This is a genomic window from Paenibacillus phyllosphaerae (genome assembly GCF_014192105.1).
Taxonomy (GTDB): domain Bacteria; phylum Bacillota; class Bacilli; order Paenibacillales; family Paenibacillaceae; genus Paenibacillus_Z; species Paenibacillus_Z phyllosphaerae.
The window spans coordinates 259525-275172 of sequence record NZ_JACHXK010000003.1; the positions used below are offsets into that span (position 1 = coordinate 259525).

The 15648-nt window shown below is 53.7% G+C and carries 16 protein-coding genes; 14 read left to right on the forward strand and 2 right to left on the reverse strand.

The window, feature by feature from the left end:
- Position 1: 1 nt before the first annotated feature.
- The 6 genes from FHS18_RS08850 (at position 2) to FHS18_RS08875 (ending at position 5857) form a co-directional block, all read left to right on the forward strand.
- On the forward strand, positions 2-1051 hold the full coding sequence (locus FHS18_RS08850) for an ATP-grasp domain-containing protein (protein WP_183599132.1): 1050 nt from the start codon (positions 2-4) through the stop codon (positions 1049-1051).
- Between the two features lie 300 nt (positions 1052-1351).
- On the forward strand, positions 1352-2152 hold the full coding sequence (locus FHS18_RS08855; protein WP_183599134.1) for a hypothetical protein: 801 nt from the start codon (positions 1352-1354) through the stop codon (positions 2150-2152).
- Positions 2153-2177: 25 nt separating this feature from the next.
- Positions 2178-3272, forward strand: coding sequence for a toxic anion resistance protein (locus tag FHS18_RS08860; protein WP_183599136.1), 1095 nt, complete (start codon positions 2178-2180; stop codon positions 3270-3272).
- 141 nt (positions 3273-3413) lie between these two features.
- Positions 3414-3929, forward strand: coding sequence for a GNAT family N-acetyltransferase (locus FHS18_RS08865; protein WP_183599138.1), 516 nt, complete (start codon positions 3414-3416; stop codon positions 3927-3929).
- A 174-nt stretch (positions 3930-4103) separates the two neighbouring features.
- Positions 4104-4880 (forward strand): enoyl-ACP reductase FabI, encoded by a 777-nt coding sequence (gene fabI, locus FHS18_RS08870; RefSeq protein WP_183599140.1) that lies wholly within the window; start codon positions 4104-4106, stop codon positions 4878-4880.
- Between the two features lie 269 nt (positions 4881-5149).
- Positions 5150-5857 carry a methyltransferase domain-containing protein gene (locus FHS18_RS08875; protein WP_183599142.1) on the forward strand — a complete coding sequence of 236 codons (708 nt, stop codon included), beginning with the start codon at positions 5150-5152 and terminating at the stop codon, positions 5855-5857.
- Between the two features lie 394 nt (positions 5858-6251).
- Here the strand turns inward: FHS18_RS08875 and FHS18_RS08880 are convergent, their stop codons facing one another.
- Positions 6252-7136 carry a helix-turn-helix transcriptional regulator gene (locus FHS18_RS08880; RefSeq protein ID WP_183599144.1) on the reverse strand — a complete coding sequence of 295 codons (885 nt, stop codon included), beginning with the start codon at positions 7134-7136 and terminating at the stop codon, positions 6252-6254.
- 123 nt (positions 7137-7259) lie between these two features.
- On the opposite strand from FHS18_RS08880, the gene FHS18_RS08885 reads away from it, so the two are divergent.
- The 5 genes from FHS18_RS08885 (at position 7260) to FHS18_RS08905 (ending at position 11957) form a co-directional block, all read left to right on the forward strand.
- Complete coding sequence (locus tag FHS18_RS08885; RefSeq protein ID WP_183599146.1) at positions 7260-8150, forward strand: sugar phosphate isomerase/epimerase family protein; 891 nt, start codon at positions 7260-7262, stop codon at positions 8148-8150.
- 28 nt (positions 8151-8178) lie between these two features.
- Positions 8179-9228, forward strand: a complete 1050-nt coding sequence (locus tag FHS18_RS08890) for a Gfo/Idh/MocA family protein (RefSeq protein ID WP_183599148.1) — start codon at positions 8179-8181, stop codon at positions 9226-9228.
- Between the two features lie 439 nt (positions 9229-9667).
- Entirely contained in the window at positions 9668-10510 is an 843-nt protein-coding gene (locus FHS18_RS08895) for an amino acid ABC transporter substrate-binding protein (protein ID WP_183599150.1), read from the forward strand.
- A gap of 11 nt (positions 10511-10521) precedes the next feature.
- The gene (locus FHS18_RS08900) at positions 10522-11199 is read left to right on the forward strand and encodes an amino acid ABC transporter permease (protein ID WP_183599152.1); all 678 of its coding nucleotides are present in this window, start codon (positions 10522-10524) and stop codon (positions 11197-11199) included.
- Between the two features lie 11 nt (positions 11200-11210).
- Positions 11211-11957 carry an amino acid ABC transporter ATP-binding protein gene (locus FHS18_RS08905; RefSeq protein WP_183599154.1) on the forward strand — a complete coding sequence of 249 codons (747 nt, stop codon included), beginning with the start codon at positions 11211-11213 and terminating at the stop codon, positions 11955-11957.
- A gap of 177 nt (positions 11958-12134) precedes the next feature.
- Here FHS18_RS08905 and FHS18_RS08910 read toward each other — a convergent pair whose 3' ends face one another.
- Positions 12135-12992, reverse strand: coding sequence for an SDR family NAD(P)-dependent oxidoreductase (locus FHS18_RS08910; RefSeq protein WP_183599156.1), 858 nt, complete (start codon positions 12990-12992; stop codon positions 12135-12137).
- A 176-nt stretch (positions 12993-13168) separates the two neighbouring features.
- On the opposite strand from FHS18_RS08910, the gene FHS18_RS08915 reads away from it, so the two are divergent.
- The 3 genes from FHS18_RS08915 to FHS18_RS08925 all read left to right on the forward strand — a co-directional run bounded on the left by FHS18_RS08915 (position 13169) and on the right by FHS18_RS08925 (position 15643).
- Positions 13169-13642 carry a MerR family transcriptional regulator gene (locus FHS18_RS08915; RefSeq protein WP_183599158.1) on the forward strand — a complete coding sequence of 158 codons (474 nt, stop codon included), beginning with the start codon at positions 13169-13171 and terminating at the stop codon, positions 13640-13642.
- A gap of 454 nt (positions 13643-14096) precedes the next feature.
- Complete coding sequence (locus tag FHS18_RS08920) at positions 14097-14804, forward strand: metal ABC transporter ATP-binding protein (RefSeq protein ID WP_183599160.1); 708 nt, start codon at positions 14097-14099, stop codon at positions 14802-14804.
- A complete protein-coding gene (locus FHS18_RS08925; RefSeq protein ID WP_183599162.1) occupies positions 14750-15643 on the forward strand; it encodes a metal ABC transporter permease in 894 nt (297 codons plus the stop codon). The genes FHS18_RS08920 and FHS18_RS08925 overlap by 55 nt, the downstream gene beginning before the upstream one ends.
- Positions 15644-15648 lie beyond the last annotated feature (5 nt).

Here is a 15648-nt window from a genome sequence, read left to right on the forward strand (position 1 = left end):
TATGGCGAAGAAGGTTCGGGTTTGGTTTAATCGTTGGTTCTCGGTCGCGTACTTATACATGAATCATATTCGCAATAACCCCGATGGCGTGGAGTTCGAATTCTACGGCACGCATCCGGACCGTAACAGCATGGCGCTGCAGAACTGCGACTACGCGGAGGTCGAGCCCGTGCTGGAAGGGCTGGAGTATGTCGAATACTGCGTAGACTTCTGCCGCCGCCATCAGATCGACGTGTTCATTCCCCGGCTCAAAATGCTCGATATCGCAAGGCATATCCATCTGTTCGACGAAGTGGGCACGAAGGTTACCGTCTGCCGCGATATCGAATTGCTGGAGAGTATGATCGATAAGGACAAGTTCTATGAGCTCGTCCGGGAGTCGGACGTCATGGTTGTCCCCGAGTACCGCGTCGTGAATACAGCCGAGCAATTCAAGGCTGCGTATGAGGAGCTGGCAAGCCTCGGCCATCGGGTCTGCTTCAAGCCGACGAATTCGGAGGGCGGCCAAGGATTCCGGATCATCAATAACGACCGCGACCAGGTGATGGATCTGTTCGGAACGATTAACCCCTACGTGACGTTCGATCGGGTATACGACATTTTGTCCGGCGTCGACCAATTCCCGAATATGATGGTGATGGAGCTGCTCGAAGGCAGTGAATACAGCATCGATTGCTTGGCCGATCCGAACGGCAAGCTGATCGCCGCCGTACCTAGACGAAAAGGGAACGGTCGGATGCGTTATCTCGAAGATAACCAAGAGCTGATCGAGATTGCGCACAAAGTTGCGGAAGCTTACCGCATTCCGTTTAATTACAACATCCAGATGCGCTATAAGAACGGCGTGCCGAAACTGCTAGAGATCAACCCGCGCATGTCGGGCGGATTGCATGTAAGCTGCCTGAACGGCACGAATTATCCGTATTTGGCGGTGAAGCTGGCGCTCGGCGGGCATGTGGAGCCGCTCGAGACGAAGCTTGGCATTACGGCCAGCCATATCGAGCAGCCGATGATCATGAAGGATGTCATACAGGCCGAGACGGTGCGTTAAGTCATGAACGCCGCGCCGATCCTTACGGAGTCAAGCGAAAGAAGCCACTGTTATCAGTGGTTTCTTTTGAATTTTCCGGGACAGAATTGCGTTTCCGCGGCAACAGGAGGGAATGGACGGGTTTAACAGGTTTGACAACCTACTTTTACTCACATAGAATTTATGGAAGTACGTTACCATCCGCGTATGAGGCACGTAAAACTTGACTATATAAGATGAAATGGCTTGCGGCTAGGCAGCCAGAAGTGTCGGCAAGCTTCGCTCATCTTGCTATAGAATTGAAATTGGCGGTGAACATACATGCTACCTAAATCGATTATTGGCGCCGGAATTGGTTACATTGTTGCCCTATTAAGCAGTTCATTCATGCCGGAATTCGCCTCGTTGTTACTGCCCGTTCTAGGCATAGCCGTCGGGTCGTTATTGTCAGGCAAGAGACCGACGGTGCCGCCTTTGACGCCGCCGAACACGACTGATCCCTATGCGCACGCGCAATCCCAACAGCCGCGTCCCAGCATCGATATGCGGCCGGCGCAGCAGTCCCAACCCGAGTCCCAGTCGCGTTCGTTCGCAAGCTCGGGTCCAAGCATCTCGATGGCCCCGCCATCGCAGCCGCAACAGCAGCTGCATCAATCGCAGCCGCAAAGGCAGGCAACTGCGCAAGCAAGCGGATCGCAAGCCAGCGCACCGCAAGCCGTGCAAGTCAATCCGTTGTTCGAGCCCGTCCTCCAATACCTGGATGTTCTGGAGGATATGATTATTTCCGAAGGGCAGAAGAACAATCTGGACAACGAAATCGTCGAGAAGTCCTGTTCGCTCTTCCTGCGCTTGCAGCGCGTCATTCCGTTAATCAGCGAGCTGCATAACGATGAAGTCAATCACACGGTGAAGCGTCTGGTCCTAAAAGACTTGAACGGCGTCATTAGTCCGTTCCTGCGCCTGAGCGGCGAAGCGAAATCGAAGAATCGCCGTGTGCTCCTTAACGGGCTGAAGGACGTAGACAGCAAAATCTCGGATATCGTCCGCACGATCGAACATAAGGATCTGCTCGAGCTCCAGACGAAGGCGGAACTGATTCATCAGCGTTACGCGAACTCATAACTACTACTGCAGGGAGGTTATCATCATGTCTACCCCGATCGTTCAACTGAAGAAGGAAGACGAGCATAAGGTCGTCGAAGAAGCATCTGCGATTATTCGCAAAGTATCGGACGCCGATACGTTAACGCTCGACGTACTGATGGATGAAGTCGGCAAGCTCGGCGCGCGCACCCAGGAGAAGGCCGGTCAAACGCTGCGTTTGCTCGAGCGTCCGGTGAATGATCTCATGACAGGCAAATCCAGCCAAGTCTCGAATCTGATCTTGTCGCTGCGCAACGAGTGCGAATCGCTCCAGCAAAGCAAGAATGTCGGCTTTATCGGCAAGCTGGTCCGCAAGTCGCCGCTCAAGAACTATGTCTACAAGTACCAATCGGTCCGCACCAATATCGATGCGATCGTCTCCGGCCTGCGCGACGGCAAGGATACGCTGGAAGAGAACATCGTGAACATGCGTACGCTGAAACGCAATTCGCTCGAAGAAATCTATCAGCTGCAGTATAAAATTTCGATGGGCAACCAGTTGAAAGAGCTGTTCGAGGCTGAGATCGCCAAGCCTGAGAACGAACCGCGCAAACCTTATCTGGAGCGCGGCCTTCGCAAAGTCATGACCCGTATTCAATCGATGAGCGAAGATATTCTTCTCTTCAATCAGGCGATAGCGGCGACGGATATCGTGAACGACACGAACGATAAGCTGATTGACAGCGTCAATAACTCCATCTACAAGGCTTCCAACCTTATTACGGTATCCGCGATGATCACGATGGCGATCGAGGATCAGATGAAGGTTGCCAATGCGGTCGAGAGCGTCAACAGCACGATCGAAGAGCAATTCAAGCGCAATGCCGCGATGCTGAAGCAGACGACGGAGAAATCGGCCGAGCTCTTGAAGAAGCCGGCGATGTCGCTGGAATCCGTGAATCAAGCCATTAACGATCTGGTTAGCGCGCTGGATACTTCGGAGAAATCCAACCGCGACATTATCGCGTCGTGCCAGGATTATACGACGAAGCTGACGGCGATCAACCAGCAGATGACCAAGCGTCTGGGAATCGAGGGCAGCAGCCAGTCGCAGCAGTTGAAAGAAGCAGAGAGCGAATTTAGCAGCCTGCTGAAATAACACCGAACAGATTTACAAGGGCTAGCTGACATCAAAGGATGTATCGGCTAGCCCTTTGTTCATATAGATAAGAGGAGCAAGCAAGTTCAACTTATCGATGACGATGAGCGTTCGCATATTAGAGGTAGGGAGGTTCGGCGTATGGAGATTAAGATCATACCGCTTCAGACGCTGCCGCAAACGGCGATCTGGCGTGAAGTCTTCAATAAACATGGAATTAACAGACATATCGAATATTACGCGCAATGTCTGGAAGAGAATCGAAGCGGCATAAGGACGACGATATTCGCGGAGGTGGACAGGGAGATTGCCGGGTGCGTTCATCTGCTGCAACATTCAAGTTATCCGCATTTTGCCGAGCAAGCCATACCGGAAATCAACGATCTGAACGTCCTGCCCGCATACCGCCGGAATGGCGTAGCGTCTGCGCTGCTTGATCATATGGAGCAGTTGGCGTACCAGAACGGAGATGTCATCGGACTTGGCGTTGGGCTCTACGAGGACTACGGCGCGGCGCAGCGTCTCTATTGCAAACGTGGGTATGTACCGGACGGCAAAGGGGTCTACTATCGCAATGAAAAGGTAGCGCCAGGTGCCTCGGTTGCTGTTGACGATGAACTAATTCTCTATTTTACGAAGACGTTGAAAGCGAATTAATCATATTCTCCCATGAATTGCTTGTTGTCGCTCGGCAAAAAGACTAAAATAAGGGGAGTTTGCGTGTCTTGTCGAAAGATGGAGAACACAAGCATTCACCACGCGCATTTGGCTTGTGTCCCGTATATGCGGGATGCAGTAATCATCGAGCGGGCGTCATTAGGGAGGATCACAATGAGTGGCTTAATGGTAGGAAAGAATATCGTAATTATGGGCGTCGCGAACGAGCGTAGCATCGCTTGGGGCATCGCGAAGTCGCTGCATGAAGCAGGAGCAAACCTGATCTTTACATACAGAAAAGAGCGTTCCCTTCAGAAGCTGACCGATCTGCTGCAAAAGGAAGGCGTGCAGGCGCTGGACTGCGTACCGTGCGACGTTGCGGAAGACGCTAGCATCGAAGCGGCATTCGCGCGGATTCAAGAGAAGGCAGGCGTGATTCACGGCCTCGTGCACTCGATCGCTTTTGCCGACAAGGAAGGGCTTCAGGGCGAGTTCATGAACACGTCCCGTGCCAGCTATCATCAGGCGCAAGACAGCAGCGCGTATTCGCTCGTCGCGGTGGCGAAAGAAGCGAAGAAGCTGATGACCGAGGGCGGCAGCATCGTCACGCAATCGTACCTCGGCGCGGAGCGCGTCGTGAAGAACTACAACATGATGGGTGTCGCGAAGGCGGCGCTGGAAGCAAGCGTTCGTTACTTGGCCGAAGACTTGGGCAAGTACAACATCCGCGTCAACGCGGTATCGGCAGGCGCGATCCGCACCTTGTCCGCGAAGGGCGTATCCGGCTTCAACGATATTATGGGCACGATCGAAGAGAAAGCGCCGCTGCGCCGGAATGTCGATCAGAGCGAGGTTGGCGATGCTACGTTGTTCCTGCTCAGCCACCTGTCGCGCGGCATCACGGGCGAAGTGCTCCACGTCGACGCAGGCTACCATATTCTTGGCATTTAAGCTTCACTACACAGCAAGAGCAATGCGAATTTATCGTATTGCTCTTGCTTTTTTTGTTGAATAGGAGCTTTCTGCCGGCCGGACTCGTCTATGTATCAAAGTGACGCAGCGGAAAGGACGGGAAGCGCAATGGGCAAAAAGGTAACGGACCAGGCATTCGTCATCTTCATCGGATTAGCTTGTGCCATGCCGTTCGTGTTGTTCTGGCTGTGGCTGAAGTTGATCGCGACGCTCTAGCAGACGGGTGGCTTATAGAGGAGGCAAATGATGTGGATAGGGAACGTTTGGCTTACATTCGTCAAGAGGAGAAGATCTATCATGACGAGCTATTCGAGCAGCATCGGTTATTCGACCCTGGCACGTGGATGCACAAACCCGTTCAGGCGGTGCTGGACAGTCTGGAGCTGCTTCGCGACCGGGGAATACGGAATGTTCTCGATCTGGGATGCGGCGTCGGTCGTCACAGCATACCGATTGCGCAGCAGCTGACTGGACGATCCGGCAAAGTCATCTGCGTGGACTTGCTAGCTTCAGCAATCGAGAAGTTGAAAGCTTATAGCGACAGCTATGGCGTAGCCGGTTCCATCGAGGCGGTACAAGCCGATCTGGAAGATTTCCCAATTGCAAGCGAGCAATATGATCTCCTCGTCGCGATCTCTTCCTTGGAGCATATAAGCACGCCGCAGAATCTGGCCGCCAAGCTGCAAGAAATGGCGAACGGTACTAAGGCAGAAGGCATCAACTGTATTCTCATCAACGCCAGCATTCAAGAGCTCATCACAGCGACAGACGAACATCTCGATCCCATGTTCGAGATCAATCTGCCCACAGCGCAGATGCTGGAACTGTTACACAAACAATACGCCGGCTGGGAGATACTGCAAGAAACCATCAAGCCAGCAGCTTTCCCAATACAGCGTGCGGACAAGCAAGTGACGCTGCGTTTGGAAGTCATTACGTTCGTGGCAAGGAAGTAAATGTACGTTCGCACGTAGGGGGTTAACGAACGTAAGCGTGTCCGCAAAGCGGATGTCAAGCGAGGATCAGCACGTACCCCAAAAACATCAGCGTGTCCGCGAAGCGGACGTCAAGCAAGGATCAGCAGATCAGCTGCATCACGCTCTAACGTAGGGGTCACCACCCTCAGGCACCAACGTTGCGAACGAAGCTCGAAGCCGGAGCTTTGTCCTAGCGAATTGATGCAGGCCGAGTATGCCCGCATATCAATTCGCCAGGACAAAAGCGGGCCAACCACGAAAGGACACATCGAAGACGGCCGCGTACCGAGTCACGCCGCTTACGGGTGTCCAGAGGGCCGTGGCCCTCGGGGTCCCCTCCTCAGGAGGGGATTTAGGGGAGGTAGCAACAACCTTATCGCCGCACCTGCGATGGTGTCACCCCTTTATACTGTTTGAACACTTTCGTAAAGTAGTTCGGATTGTCGCAGCCGACCTTGCCCGCAACCTCGGTGACTGACAGCTCCCCCTCGAGCAGCAGCCGCTCGGCTTCGTTCATCCGGCACACATTGACGTATTCGACGAAGGTGCGGCCGGTCTGCTTCTTGAACTGTTTGCAGAAGTGGTACGGGTTCAGATTGAGCAGGCCGGCTGCCTCGTCGACGGTCAGCTTGTCGGCGAAGTTCTTCTCGATATGGGCGATCAACGTTTTGAAGCGCTCCCGGTTCTCCATGAACCGGCTGCCTGCCCGTTCTGGCAGCTGAAGCGGCAGGAAGGTGCGCGCGAGAAGCGTGAAGAGCAGATGCAGCTGGGACTTCACGATGAGCTGATAAGCGGGCTGCTTGGCTTTGAACTCGGCGATGGCCTCCTGCAACAGCCTGTAATGGGCGGCACAGCCGGAATCGTGCAGCAGGGGATTCACGGGCAGCTGAATCCGTCCTTCGAGATAAGGCTGCACATATTTGGCATGAAGCCCATCATGGACATAATCGTTGAACAAAGAGCCGTTGAATACGATGGACACATAAGCGACGTCGCCTTCGCACGTGCTATAGCCGACATGCAAGCCGCCGGCAGGGACGAACAGGACATCGCCGGGGTGGACTTCATAAGGCTGGCTGTCGATGTGGAAAATCCCGCTGCCCTGCTGCATCACGATAATCTCGAAATGCTCATGCCAATGCAGATACAAGATGGATTGACCCTGCTTGGCGCCGTCGCAGCGGTTATGGAAGACCATGAACGGGTAGCTTTTCTCCGCGAGCCGCGTCATCTCCCGCAATTCCTTCGGATAAGTCATGTAAGCGCCACTCCCACAAGATTGAACTAGTATTGCACAAGATAAGGCGAGAAAAGCCATGGGGATCAAGCTATACTGAAGGTGCTTGTAATTACCATATGCCAAAATAGGAGTGGTAGCAAGATGACGAATCAATTATTACGTATCGGAACATTGGTGGGCGGGGGAGATGCGGTTCGGGTCATCCCGCAGATCGTGAAGCACGGCTTCGAGTCCTTCAGCTTAACTTTCTGGCAGACGACGGGAAGCACCGATCTGGTCGAGACGGCCAAGCGGGTTCGCGAGCTTCAAGATGAATACGGTTTCATTATCTCGACGTTGGGGATATTCGGCAATCCGCTGACAGGAGCGGGCGATAACGCCGATACATTAGCGAGTTGGGAGCGGCTCATCGACCATGCGCATCTGTTCGGCACCGATATCGTATCGGGGTTCACGGGCAGGCTGACCGGCGAATCGATCGCAGCGTCCATTCCGCAATATGCCAAAGTGTTCGGCGAACTTCAGCGCAGAGCCCAAGACAAAGGCGTCCGGATCGCCTTCGAGAACTGCGATATGGGCGGTACATGGGAGAGCGGCGACTGGAATATCGCTCACAACCCGACAGCGTGGGAAATGATGTTCAACGCCATCCCTTCCGATAACATCGGCCTGCAGTGGGAGCCTTGCCATCAAATGGTATCGCTCATCGATCCGATCCCGCAGCTGCGCAAATGGATCGATAAAGTGTTCCATGTGCATGGCAAAGATGCGACCATCGCCTGGGATATCGTCAAGGAATACGGCATTCACGGACCGAAGCCGTTCGTCTGGCACCGTACGCCGGGATTCGGCGACACGAATTGGACGGATATCATCACGATTCTTCGGCAGGCCAACTATGCGGGCACGATCGATATCGAGGGCTGGCATGACCCGGTCTATCGCGGGGAGCTGGAGATGACGGGGCAGGTGCATGCCTTGAACTATTTGAAACAGTGCAGAGGCGGGAGTTTCGTGCCAAATCCGGTCTAACACCGACCTTAAGGGAGGGAATGTCAAGATGAGTGCCACTTATAAAGTTGCGGTTGCAGGCTGCGGCGGCATGTCGAATATCTGGATCGATTATGCGATCGCAAGGCCCGATACGGAGATCGTCGCGCTAATCGATATTCAGGAGCAATCCGCGGCGGCGATGCGGGACCGCAAAGGGTTGAGCTGCGGCATATACACCGACCTGGCCACGGCCATTCGCGAGTCAGGCGCTACGATCGTCTTCGACGTCACGATTCCGGCGAGCCATTACGAGATTGGCAGCACGGCGATGCAATTGGGCTGTCATGTCTTTGGCGAGAAACCGCTGGCCGAGACGATGGCTGACTGCAATGAGCTCGTGCGCATCGCGGAGCAGACAGGCCGAACCCATGCGATTATGCAGAATCGCCGGTATGACTCCCGCATCCGGGCATTGCGCGCAATGATCGAATCCGGCACGATCGGCAAGCCGGGCTTCGCAGGCGCAGATTTCTTCATCGGAGCGCACTTCGGCGGCTTCCGCGATGCGATGGCAAGTCCCCTGCTGCTCGACATGGCGATCCACACCTTCGATCAAGCGCGGCTCATTCTTGGCGCAGATCCGGTCTCGGTCTATTGCCAAGAATTTAATCCGCCGGGATCATGGTACGCAGGACATGCAGCCGCCGTCTGTATCTATGAGATGTCCGACGGGTCGATCTTCAATTATCGCGGCTCTTGGTGCGCGGAAGGAGCTCCGACTTCTTGGGAAGCCCAGTGGCGCATCACCGGCGAGAAGGGAACGGCCATCTGGGACGGACATGGCGATCCGTACGCGGAGGTTGTGGCCGAAGGGGATCAGAGCGGCAAGTTCATGAAGGAGTATCAGCGCGTAGAGGCTTCATCGGCGGAGTTCGCGCAGGCGCGGGCAGGCCATAACGGATGTCTGGACGAGATGTTCGATTCTCTGGCGGAGCAACGGCCGGCGGAGACGGACAGCCGCGACAACCGATACAGCATGGCCATGGTGCTAGCGGCGCTAGAGAGCGCGAAGACGGGCCGGAAGGTGAGCTTGGCGAGCTTCATCGAGCAGGTCTAAGCGGACTAATCAAGATCCGATTTATGCATGTAACGACCATAGTAATACGATCAAGGACGGGTATCTTCGGATACCGGTCCTTTTGTTCGTGGGCAAAAGTGGTTCTTTCATCCGCGACCAAGGATATAATAAGCAGCAAATTCAAGCCTATGACCGGCAAAAAGGAGGCATGACATGGCCCTCCTTCTTGGGGGCTGCCATTACGTTGTCGCTGCTCACTTGTTATCTCGACAACAGGAAGTAAAGGATAAAAATAACAAAGTTGAATAATTAATGGATGCATTCAGGATACTATCTTCAAGAAACTGTTAACTTCTTGAGTTGAATCTATGGGATTGACGAAATATACTGATAGATGGTAGTATTTTCGATATTCTTACTATACAACTTGGGATACAATGGTATTGACGGGTTGACAGAGAGTGAAGGAGAGAGACAGATGAAGAACAAACGTCATTACGTATTGGTGCTGGCTATGTTGGTGCTCACCTTGATCGTGTCCGCTTGCGGATCGAAGGATGAGAATGCGAATAACGGTACGAACACAGGTGCAGGTACGACGGAGGAGACTGCTTCCGCATCGCTGCTGGATACGATTAAGAAGAACGGTAAGATCCGGATCGGTACGGAAGGCACTTACGCGCCATTCACATACCATGACCAATCGGGCGAATTGACAGGCTTCGACGTGGAACTGGCACGTGAAGTCGCGAAGCGTCTGGGCGTGGAAGCGGAGTTCATCGAGACGAAGTGGGATGGCATGTTCGCTGGCCTGGACGCCAAGCGTTTCGATATGGTAGCGAACGAAGTATCGATTAACGACGAGCGCAAGGCGAAGTACGATTTCTCGAATTCGTATATCGTATCCAAAGCGGTGTTGATCGTTAACGAAGCTACGACGGATATCAACTCGCTGGCAGACCTGAAGGGTAAGAAATCCGGTCAATCGCTGACGAGCAACCTTGGTGAGATCGCAAAGGCGAACGGCGCCGAGATCGTCGAGATCGAAGGCTTCAACCAAGCTATTGAGCTGCTGCTGTCCAAGCGCATCGACGCGACGATCAACGACAGCCTGTCCTTCCTGGACTTCAAGAAACAGAAGCCGGATGCCGCGATCAAAGTTGTCGCTGAGACGGACGATGCATCGGAGAGTGCATTCCTGTTCAACAAAGGCGATGAAGAATTGGTCAATGCCGTGAATGACGTGCTGCAAGCGATGAAGGACGACGGTACTTACCTGACGATCTCGGAGAAATACTTCGGCGAAGATGTGTCGAAGTAACGGTTTAGACGATGAGCGACCAAACGATCCGATTATGGGACATCTTCATTGATTCGTTTCTACCCCTGCTTAAGGCAGGGGTACTTTACACGATTCCGCTTTCATTGATTTCCTTCGTACTGGGCTGTATCGTCGCCTTGCTGACGGCGCTTGCAAGATTGTCGGAGAACAAGATCTTGTCGAGCGTGGCAAGATTCTACGTCTGGCTCATTCGGGGCACGCCGCTGCTCGTCCAGTTGTATATTATTTTTTATGGATTGCCAAGGGTTGGCCTCATTATCGATCCGTTCCCGGCGGCAATCATCGGCTTCACGCTTAATGTCGGCGCGTATAATTCGGAGATCGTCCGCGCTGCAATCCTATCGATATCTAAAGGACAGTGGGAAGCGGGTTTCTCGCTGGGCATGACCAAGCTGCAGACGCTAAGGCGCATTGTGCTGCCGCAAGCGACGCGCGTAGCCGTGCCTCCGCTGTCCAACTCGTTCATAAGTCTGGTCAAAGACACCTCGCTTGCTTTCGCAATCACGGTGACGGAGATGTTCCAGAAGGCCAACCAGCTAACGGCTTATTACTATGAACCGCTGCTGCTGTATTCGGAGGCGGCCTTGATTTACTTGATCTTCAGTACGGTGCTCTCGCAACTGCAAGCGAAGCTGGAACGGCGGTTCGACCGGTTCACCGCCAGATAGAAGGTGATACGATGCTGCAAATGACGAAATTGAAAAAGAGCTTCGGCAATAACGAGGTTCTTAAAGGCGTTAATCTTAAGATAGAAGCGGGCAGCGTGCTGGTCATTATCGGACCTTCCGGCTCTGGCAAGACGACGCTCTTGCGCTGCATGAATCTGCTTGAGCAGCCGACGGAAGGCACGCTTCAGCTGCTTCATTACACGCTTGACTTCACGGGGAATAAGAAGCCCGATAAGCAGACGGTGCTCGACATCCGCAAGAATACCGGCATGGTGTTCCAAAGCTATAATCTGTTCCCGCATCGTACGGTGCTCGAGAACATTATGGAAGGCCCGGTCATCGTCCAGAAGAAGCGGGTGGCAGAAGCGAAGGCAAGAGCGCAGCAGCTGCTAGCGAAGGTCGGTCTTGCCGATAAGGCGGATGCTTATCCGCATCAGCTATCCGGCGGTCAGCAGCAGCGCGTCGGGATCGCGCGGGCGGTTGCCATGGAGCCGAAGCTGCTCCTGTTCGATGAACCGACGTCGGCGCTCGATCCGGAGCTTGTCGGCGAAGTGCTGAAGGTTATGCGTGAGCTGGCTTCGGAAGGCATGACGATGGCGGTCGTCACCCATGAGATGAAATTCGCCTATGAGGTAGCGGACAAAGTCATATTCATGGATAACGGCGTCGTGGTCGAAGAGGGGACGCCGCAGCAAGTGTTGCAGAACCCGACCAACGAGCGCACGAAGGCATTTTTATCGCGGATAGAAGAACAATAGTGCATGTGCAAAAGGCTGGCCTAGGCATCTGAATGATGCCATAGGGCCGGCCTTTATTTACATACAAGCGTTTATGAGTTTCGCGTTTATAAAGCATATTGTATTTCTCCGGAATGAAACCTATTACGCTGCCAGAGAACGGCGACAGCCGTTTCACTTTTGTTGGTAACGGTAGAGTTAGAAGTCGCGCAGCAGGAATTCGTGCTTATAAATTTCATTTATTCTCGCCAGGATAGGCTGCGCCTGATTCTCGAATTTTATTGCCGCAATCTGACCTTTCTGCACGAAAACGCCGGTCTTCTTACTGTGTATCCCTAGCGCACCATCATACAGTTTATCGGCACCGTGGGAAGGCGGAGGGAAGAACAGTTTCATCAAAGGTTCAACGAATAGAGGCAGTCCTGATGGTTTGCCTTTCCGAAGCGTATTGTTGCCGCCCGGGTCAACGCTGCGAATCTTGATGCCGTCCATGGCAAGCTGCGGCGCGATGGCCTGCGTCCAAAGCGAGAGGGCTAGCTTGGAGGCGGCGTAAGGACCGAGCAGTTTACGGAAAGTTTTCGGTTGCTCTAACGTTTCAATCGAGAGCTCTCTCGTAAATTTCAGCGCAGATGACGAGGTGTTGATCACCGTTTTTAAGCGGCCGTTCCGAAGGAGGTCTATTAATTCCATCAGAATGATAAATGGAACGACCGTCATCAGCTCATAGTGCCGTTCGCGCCCTTGCTGCGAATAGCTCAGCTCGGGGAAGGAACCGCCGGCGTTGTTGAACAGAATATCGAGTCGCTGCTCCTTGCTTTTGATCGTTTCCAAAGTCCGTCTCAAGCTGGCATAATCAGCGAGATCGACCGTTGGATAGACGCGAAGCCGTCCTTCCTTCACGGCGTCTTGGATTCGCTTATCATCCGCGGGAAAGTCGGAACGGTTCATCGCAACCACCTGCCAACCCTGCGTTAGCAATCTACGGGTCAATTCCAGCCCGATCCCGGCGTTAGCGCCTGTAATCAATGCGATATTTTCCTTTTGGTCGTTATTCATTATACGTCGACTCCTTGTGATAGCGGGATATTCCCTTTGATTGCGTAAATGTACAATTTGGAGTCGACTCCAAGTCAAGGCGAGTAACGAATATTTTGGTCAAGAAAATAAGGAGTTGACTTGGAGCTGACTCCAAGTTCTATAATGCTCTTAAAAGGAATCTGCCGGAGGTTAGAATGAATCCTGAGCAAACGTTTACGATAAAACAAACGGCCGCGCAGACCGGAATTTCGGAGGACACGATCCGTTATTACGAGAAGATCGCCTTGCTGCCCCGTGCGGAGCGGAAGGATAACGGGCACCGCGTCTACCGGTTGGAGGACATCAATACGATTCGGCTGCTATCTTGCTTGAAGAAGACGGGGCTGCCGCTAGAGGACATGCGGCCTTTCCTGGCCGTCTCTGCCGATGCAGACCCCGGGGATTATCCGGAACTGGTAGAGCAGATCAGAAGTCAACGCGCGAACATCGTCAGTCAGATTGCCTCGCTTCAACAAATCGTCGATTTCATCGATATGAAGCTGGAGGAGGGGAAATACCGGCGGGACTGCTCCGATGAAAGTTCGGGTAATGCGCCAGCGAATAGCGTGGAGGAACCGTCGTCAAAGCAAGTATCGCCTTCGGAGATGAGTTATTTTCCGAATCGATAAAGGAGACAATGACGGATATGCTTAAAAGTCGCTTAACAGCGGCTTTTTTTGCGCGGCGTGGAGTTAGTTCTAGATTCTCGTAACGGGAATCATCGATCTGGCCATCACGCAACGATACTTATTTCTAATTTGTAATTTTTACATTGACGCCGCCCAGTAAAACTGGTAGACTGCTTAAAGTGTAAAGATTACATATTAAGAGTGAGCGCATTGTTCAAGATGGCAAGCGATACAAATGTAATGCTTGGTTATGCAAACCAATCTGATGTTATCAGAATGCTGCATGTCCAAGAACACATGCAAACCAATCCGATGTTATCAGAATGCTGCACGTTCAAGACGACGTGCAAACCAATCTGATGTTATCAGAATGCTGCACGTTCAAGACGACGTGCAAACCAATCTGATGTTATCGTAAAAATTACAAACCATTGCGTTAGGAGGCGTCATCCGTATGTTATTAGCATCTATGAAGCAAGTCGTATTCGGATATGGCGATGTTCCTCATCTGGAAGAAGCAAATATCGAAATTCATACCGGCGAATTCGTCGCCGTCACGGGACCCAATGGCGCGGCCAAGTCAACGTTGTTGAAGCTGACGCTGGGCCTGCTCCGCCCTTGGAGCGGCGAGGTGTACCTGTCCAGGAAGTCGACGGGCGGCAGCAAGCTGGTCGTCGGCTACGTACCTCAGCAGATCGCCTCCTTCAACGGCGGGTTCCCGAGCACGGTGTTGGAATTCGTCCGTTCCGGAAGGCATGCGATCGGTTCCTGGCTGAGAAGGTTGAAGCCAGAAGATCATGCGTTGACCGAGCAGGCGCTGAAGCAGGTCGGCATGTGGGATCTGAGACATCGCCGGATCGGCGAACTGTCCGGTGGCCAGAAGCAGCGTGCCTGTATTGCGCGGGCGCTCGTGCAGCAGCCCGACTTGCTCATGCTGGACGAACCGGCGACCGGCATGGATCAACAGAGCCGGAGCAGCTTCTATGCTTTCTTGAACCGGTTGGTGAAGGAGCATGGCAAAACGGTCGTGATGGTCACGCATGAGTTGTCTGAGGTCCAGCCCTACCTCGACCGGATGATCAGCTTGGAGCGAAAGGAGGATGGACGATGGAGATGCTGCACTACGACTTCATGCAGCGGGCATTTTATGCCGGTGGGTTGATCGCCGTAATGGCTTCGGTGCTAGGCGTCTATCTCCTGCTTCGCAGGCAGGCTCTCATGGCGGATATGCTGTCGCACGTATCGCTTGCCGGCGTCGCCGGGGGCGCTTATCTGCATATGAACCCGACGCTGACCGGGTTTGCCTCGGCCATCGTAGGCGCGATCGCAGTGGAGTACGTCCGCCGTTCCTATAAGACGTACAGCGAGATCTCGATCGCGATCATAATGGTCGGAGGCTTATCGTCCGCAGTCGTGCTGATGAGTCTGGATACCGGCCTTAGCAAAAGCTTCTCGTCGTACCTGTTCGGCTCTGTCGTTGCGGTGACGAGCCAGGAGCTATGGCTTATGCTCGTCACGGCTGTCATCGGCGGCCTGTTCTTCATCCTGCTGCGCAGACCGCTCTATCAGATGGCTTTCGACGAGGAGACGGCGAAGACGAGCGGACTGCCTGTGAATGGGCTGTCGATGGCTTTCAGTATTCTGACCGGGATGATCGTCGCTTCGGCCATGCCGATCGTTGGCGTATTGCTCGTCTCCTCGCTGATCGTGCTGCCGGCGTCGCTGGCCATTCGGATCGCCAGCAGCTTCGCCGCGGCGATCGGAATCGCGATCGCGACCGGATTAACGGGGACGTTCACCGGACTGACCGCTTCTTATATGTTTAGCACGCCGCCGGGCGGTACGATCGCGCTAACGCTGCTGTTCCTGTTCATCGCGGGAATTACGATCAAGCGAGTAGCGGTCCAGCTGAGCAAACGGAGGCAGCGGGAGAACAGAAGAGAGGCGGCTTACACGCAGCCGCCGCAATCCGGCGCTGTGAGCACGGACTCGTTGCAATAACAATT

What these genes read in the sequence shown, in the direction of transcription:
- FHS18_RS08880 (WP_183599144.1), bottom strand. Translation starts at nt 7,136, where the DNA reads ATGACTTATCCGAAGGAATTGCGGGAGATGACGCGGCTCGCGGAGAAA.
- FHS18_RS08905 (WP_183599154.1), top strand. Translation starts at nt 11,211, where the DNA reads ATGCTGCAAATGACGAAATTGAAAAAGAGCTTCGGCAATAACGAGGTT.
- FHS18_RS08910 (WP_183599156.1), bottom strand. Translation starts at nt 12,992, where the DNA reads ATGAATAACGACCAAAAGGAAAATATCGCATTGATTACAGGCGCTAAC.
- FHS18_RS08855 (WP_183599134.1), top strand. Translation starts at nt 1,352, where the DNA reads ATGCTACCTAAATCGATTATTGGCGCCGGAATTGGTTACATTGTTGCC.
- FHS18_RS08890 (WP_183599148.1), top strand. Translation starts at nt 8,179, where the DNA reads ATGAGTGCCACTTATAAAGTTGCGGTTGCAGGCTGCGGCGGCATGTCG.
- FHS18_RS08920 (WP_183599160.1), top strand. Translation starts at nt 14,097, where the DNA reads ATGTTATTAGCATCTATGAAGCAAGTCGTATTCGGATATGGCGATGTT.
- FHS18_RS08900 (WP_183599152.1), top strand. Translation starts at nt 10,522, where the DNA reads ATGAGCGACCAAACGATCCGATTATGGGACATCTTCATTGATTCGTTT.
- FHS18_RS08860 (WP_183599136.1), top strand. Translation starts at nt 2,178, where the DNA reads ATGTCTACCCCGATCGTTCAACTGAAGAAGGAAGACGAGCATAAGGTC.
- FHS18_RS08885 (WP_183599146.1), top strand. Translation starts at nt 7,260, where the DNA reads ATGACGAATCAATTATTACGTATCGGAACATTGGTGGGCGGGGGAGAT.
- FHS18_RS08865 (WP_183599138.1), top strand. Translation starts at nt 3,414, where the DNA reads ATGGAGATTAAGATCATACCGCTTCAGACGCTGCCGCAAACGGCGATC.
- FHS18_RS08915 (WP_183599158.1), top strand. Translation starts at nt 13,169, where the DNA reads ATGAATCCTGAGCAAACGTTTACGATAAAACAAACGGCCGCGCAGACC.
- fabI (WP_183599140.1), top strand. Translation starts at nt 4,104, where the DNA reads ATGAGTGGCTTAATGGTAGGAAAGAATATCGTAATTATGGGCGTCGCG.
- FHS18_RS08925 (WP_183599162.1), top strand. Translation starts at nt 14,750, where the DNA reads ATGGAGATGCTGCACTACGACTTCATGCAGCGGGCATTTTATGCCGGT.
- FHS18_RS08850 (WP_183599132.1), top strand. Translation starts at nt 2, where the DNA reads ATGGCGAAGAAGGTTCGGGTTTGGTTTAATCGTTGGTTCTCGGTCGCG.
- FHS18_RS08895 (WP_183599150.1), top strand. Translation starts at nt 9,668, where the DNA reads ATGAAGAACAAACGTCATTACGTATTGGTGCTGGCTATGTTGGTGCTC.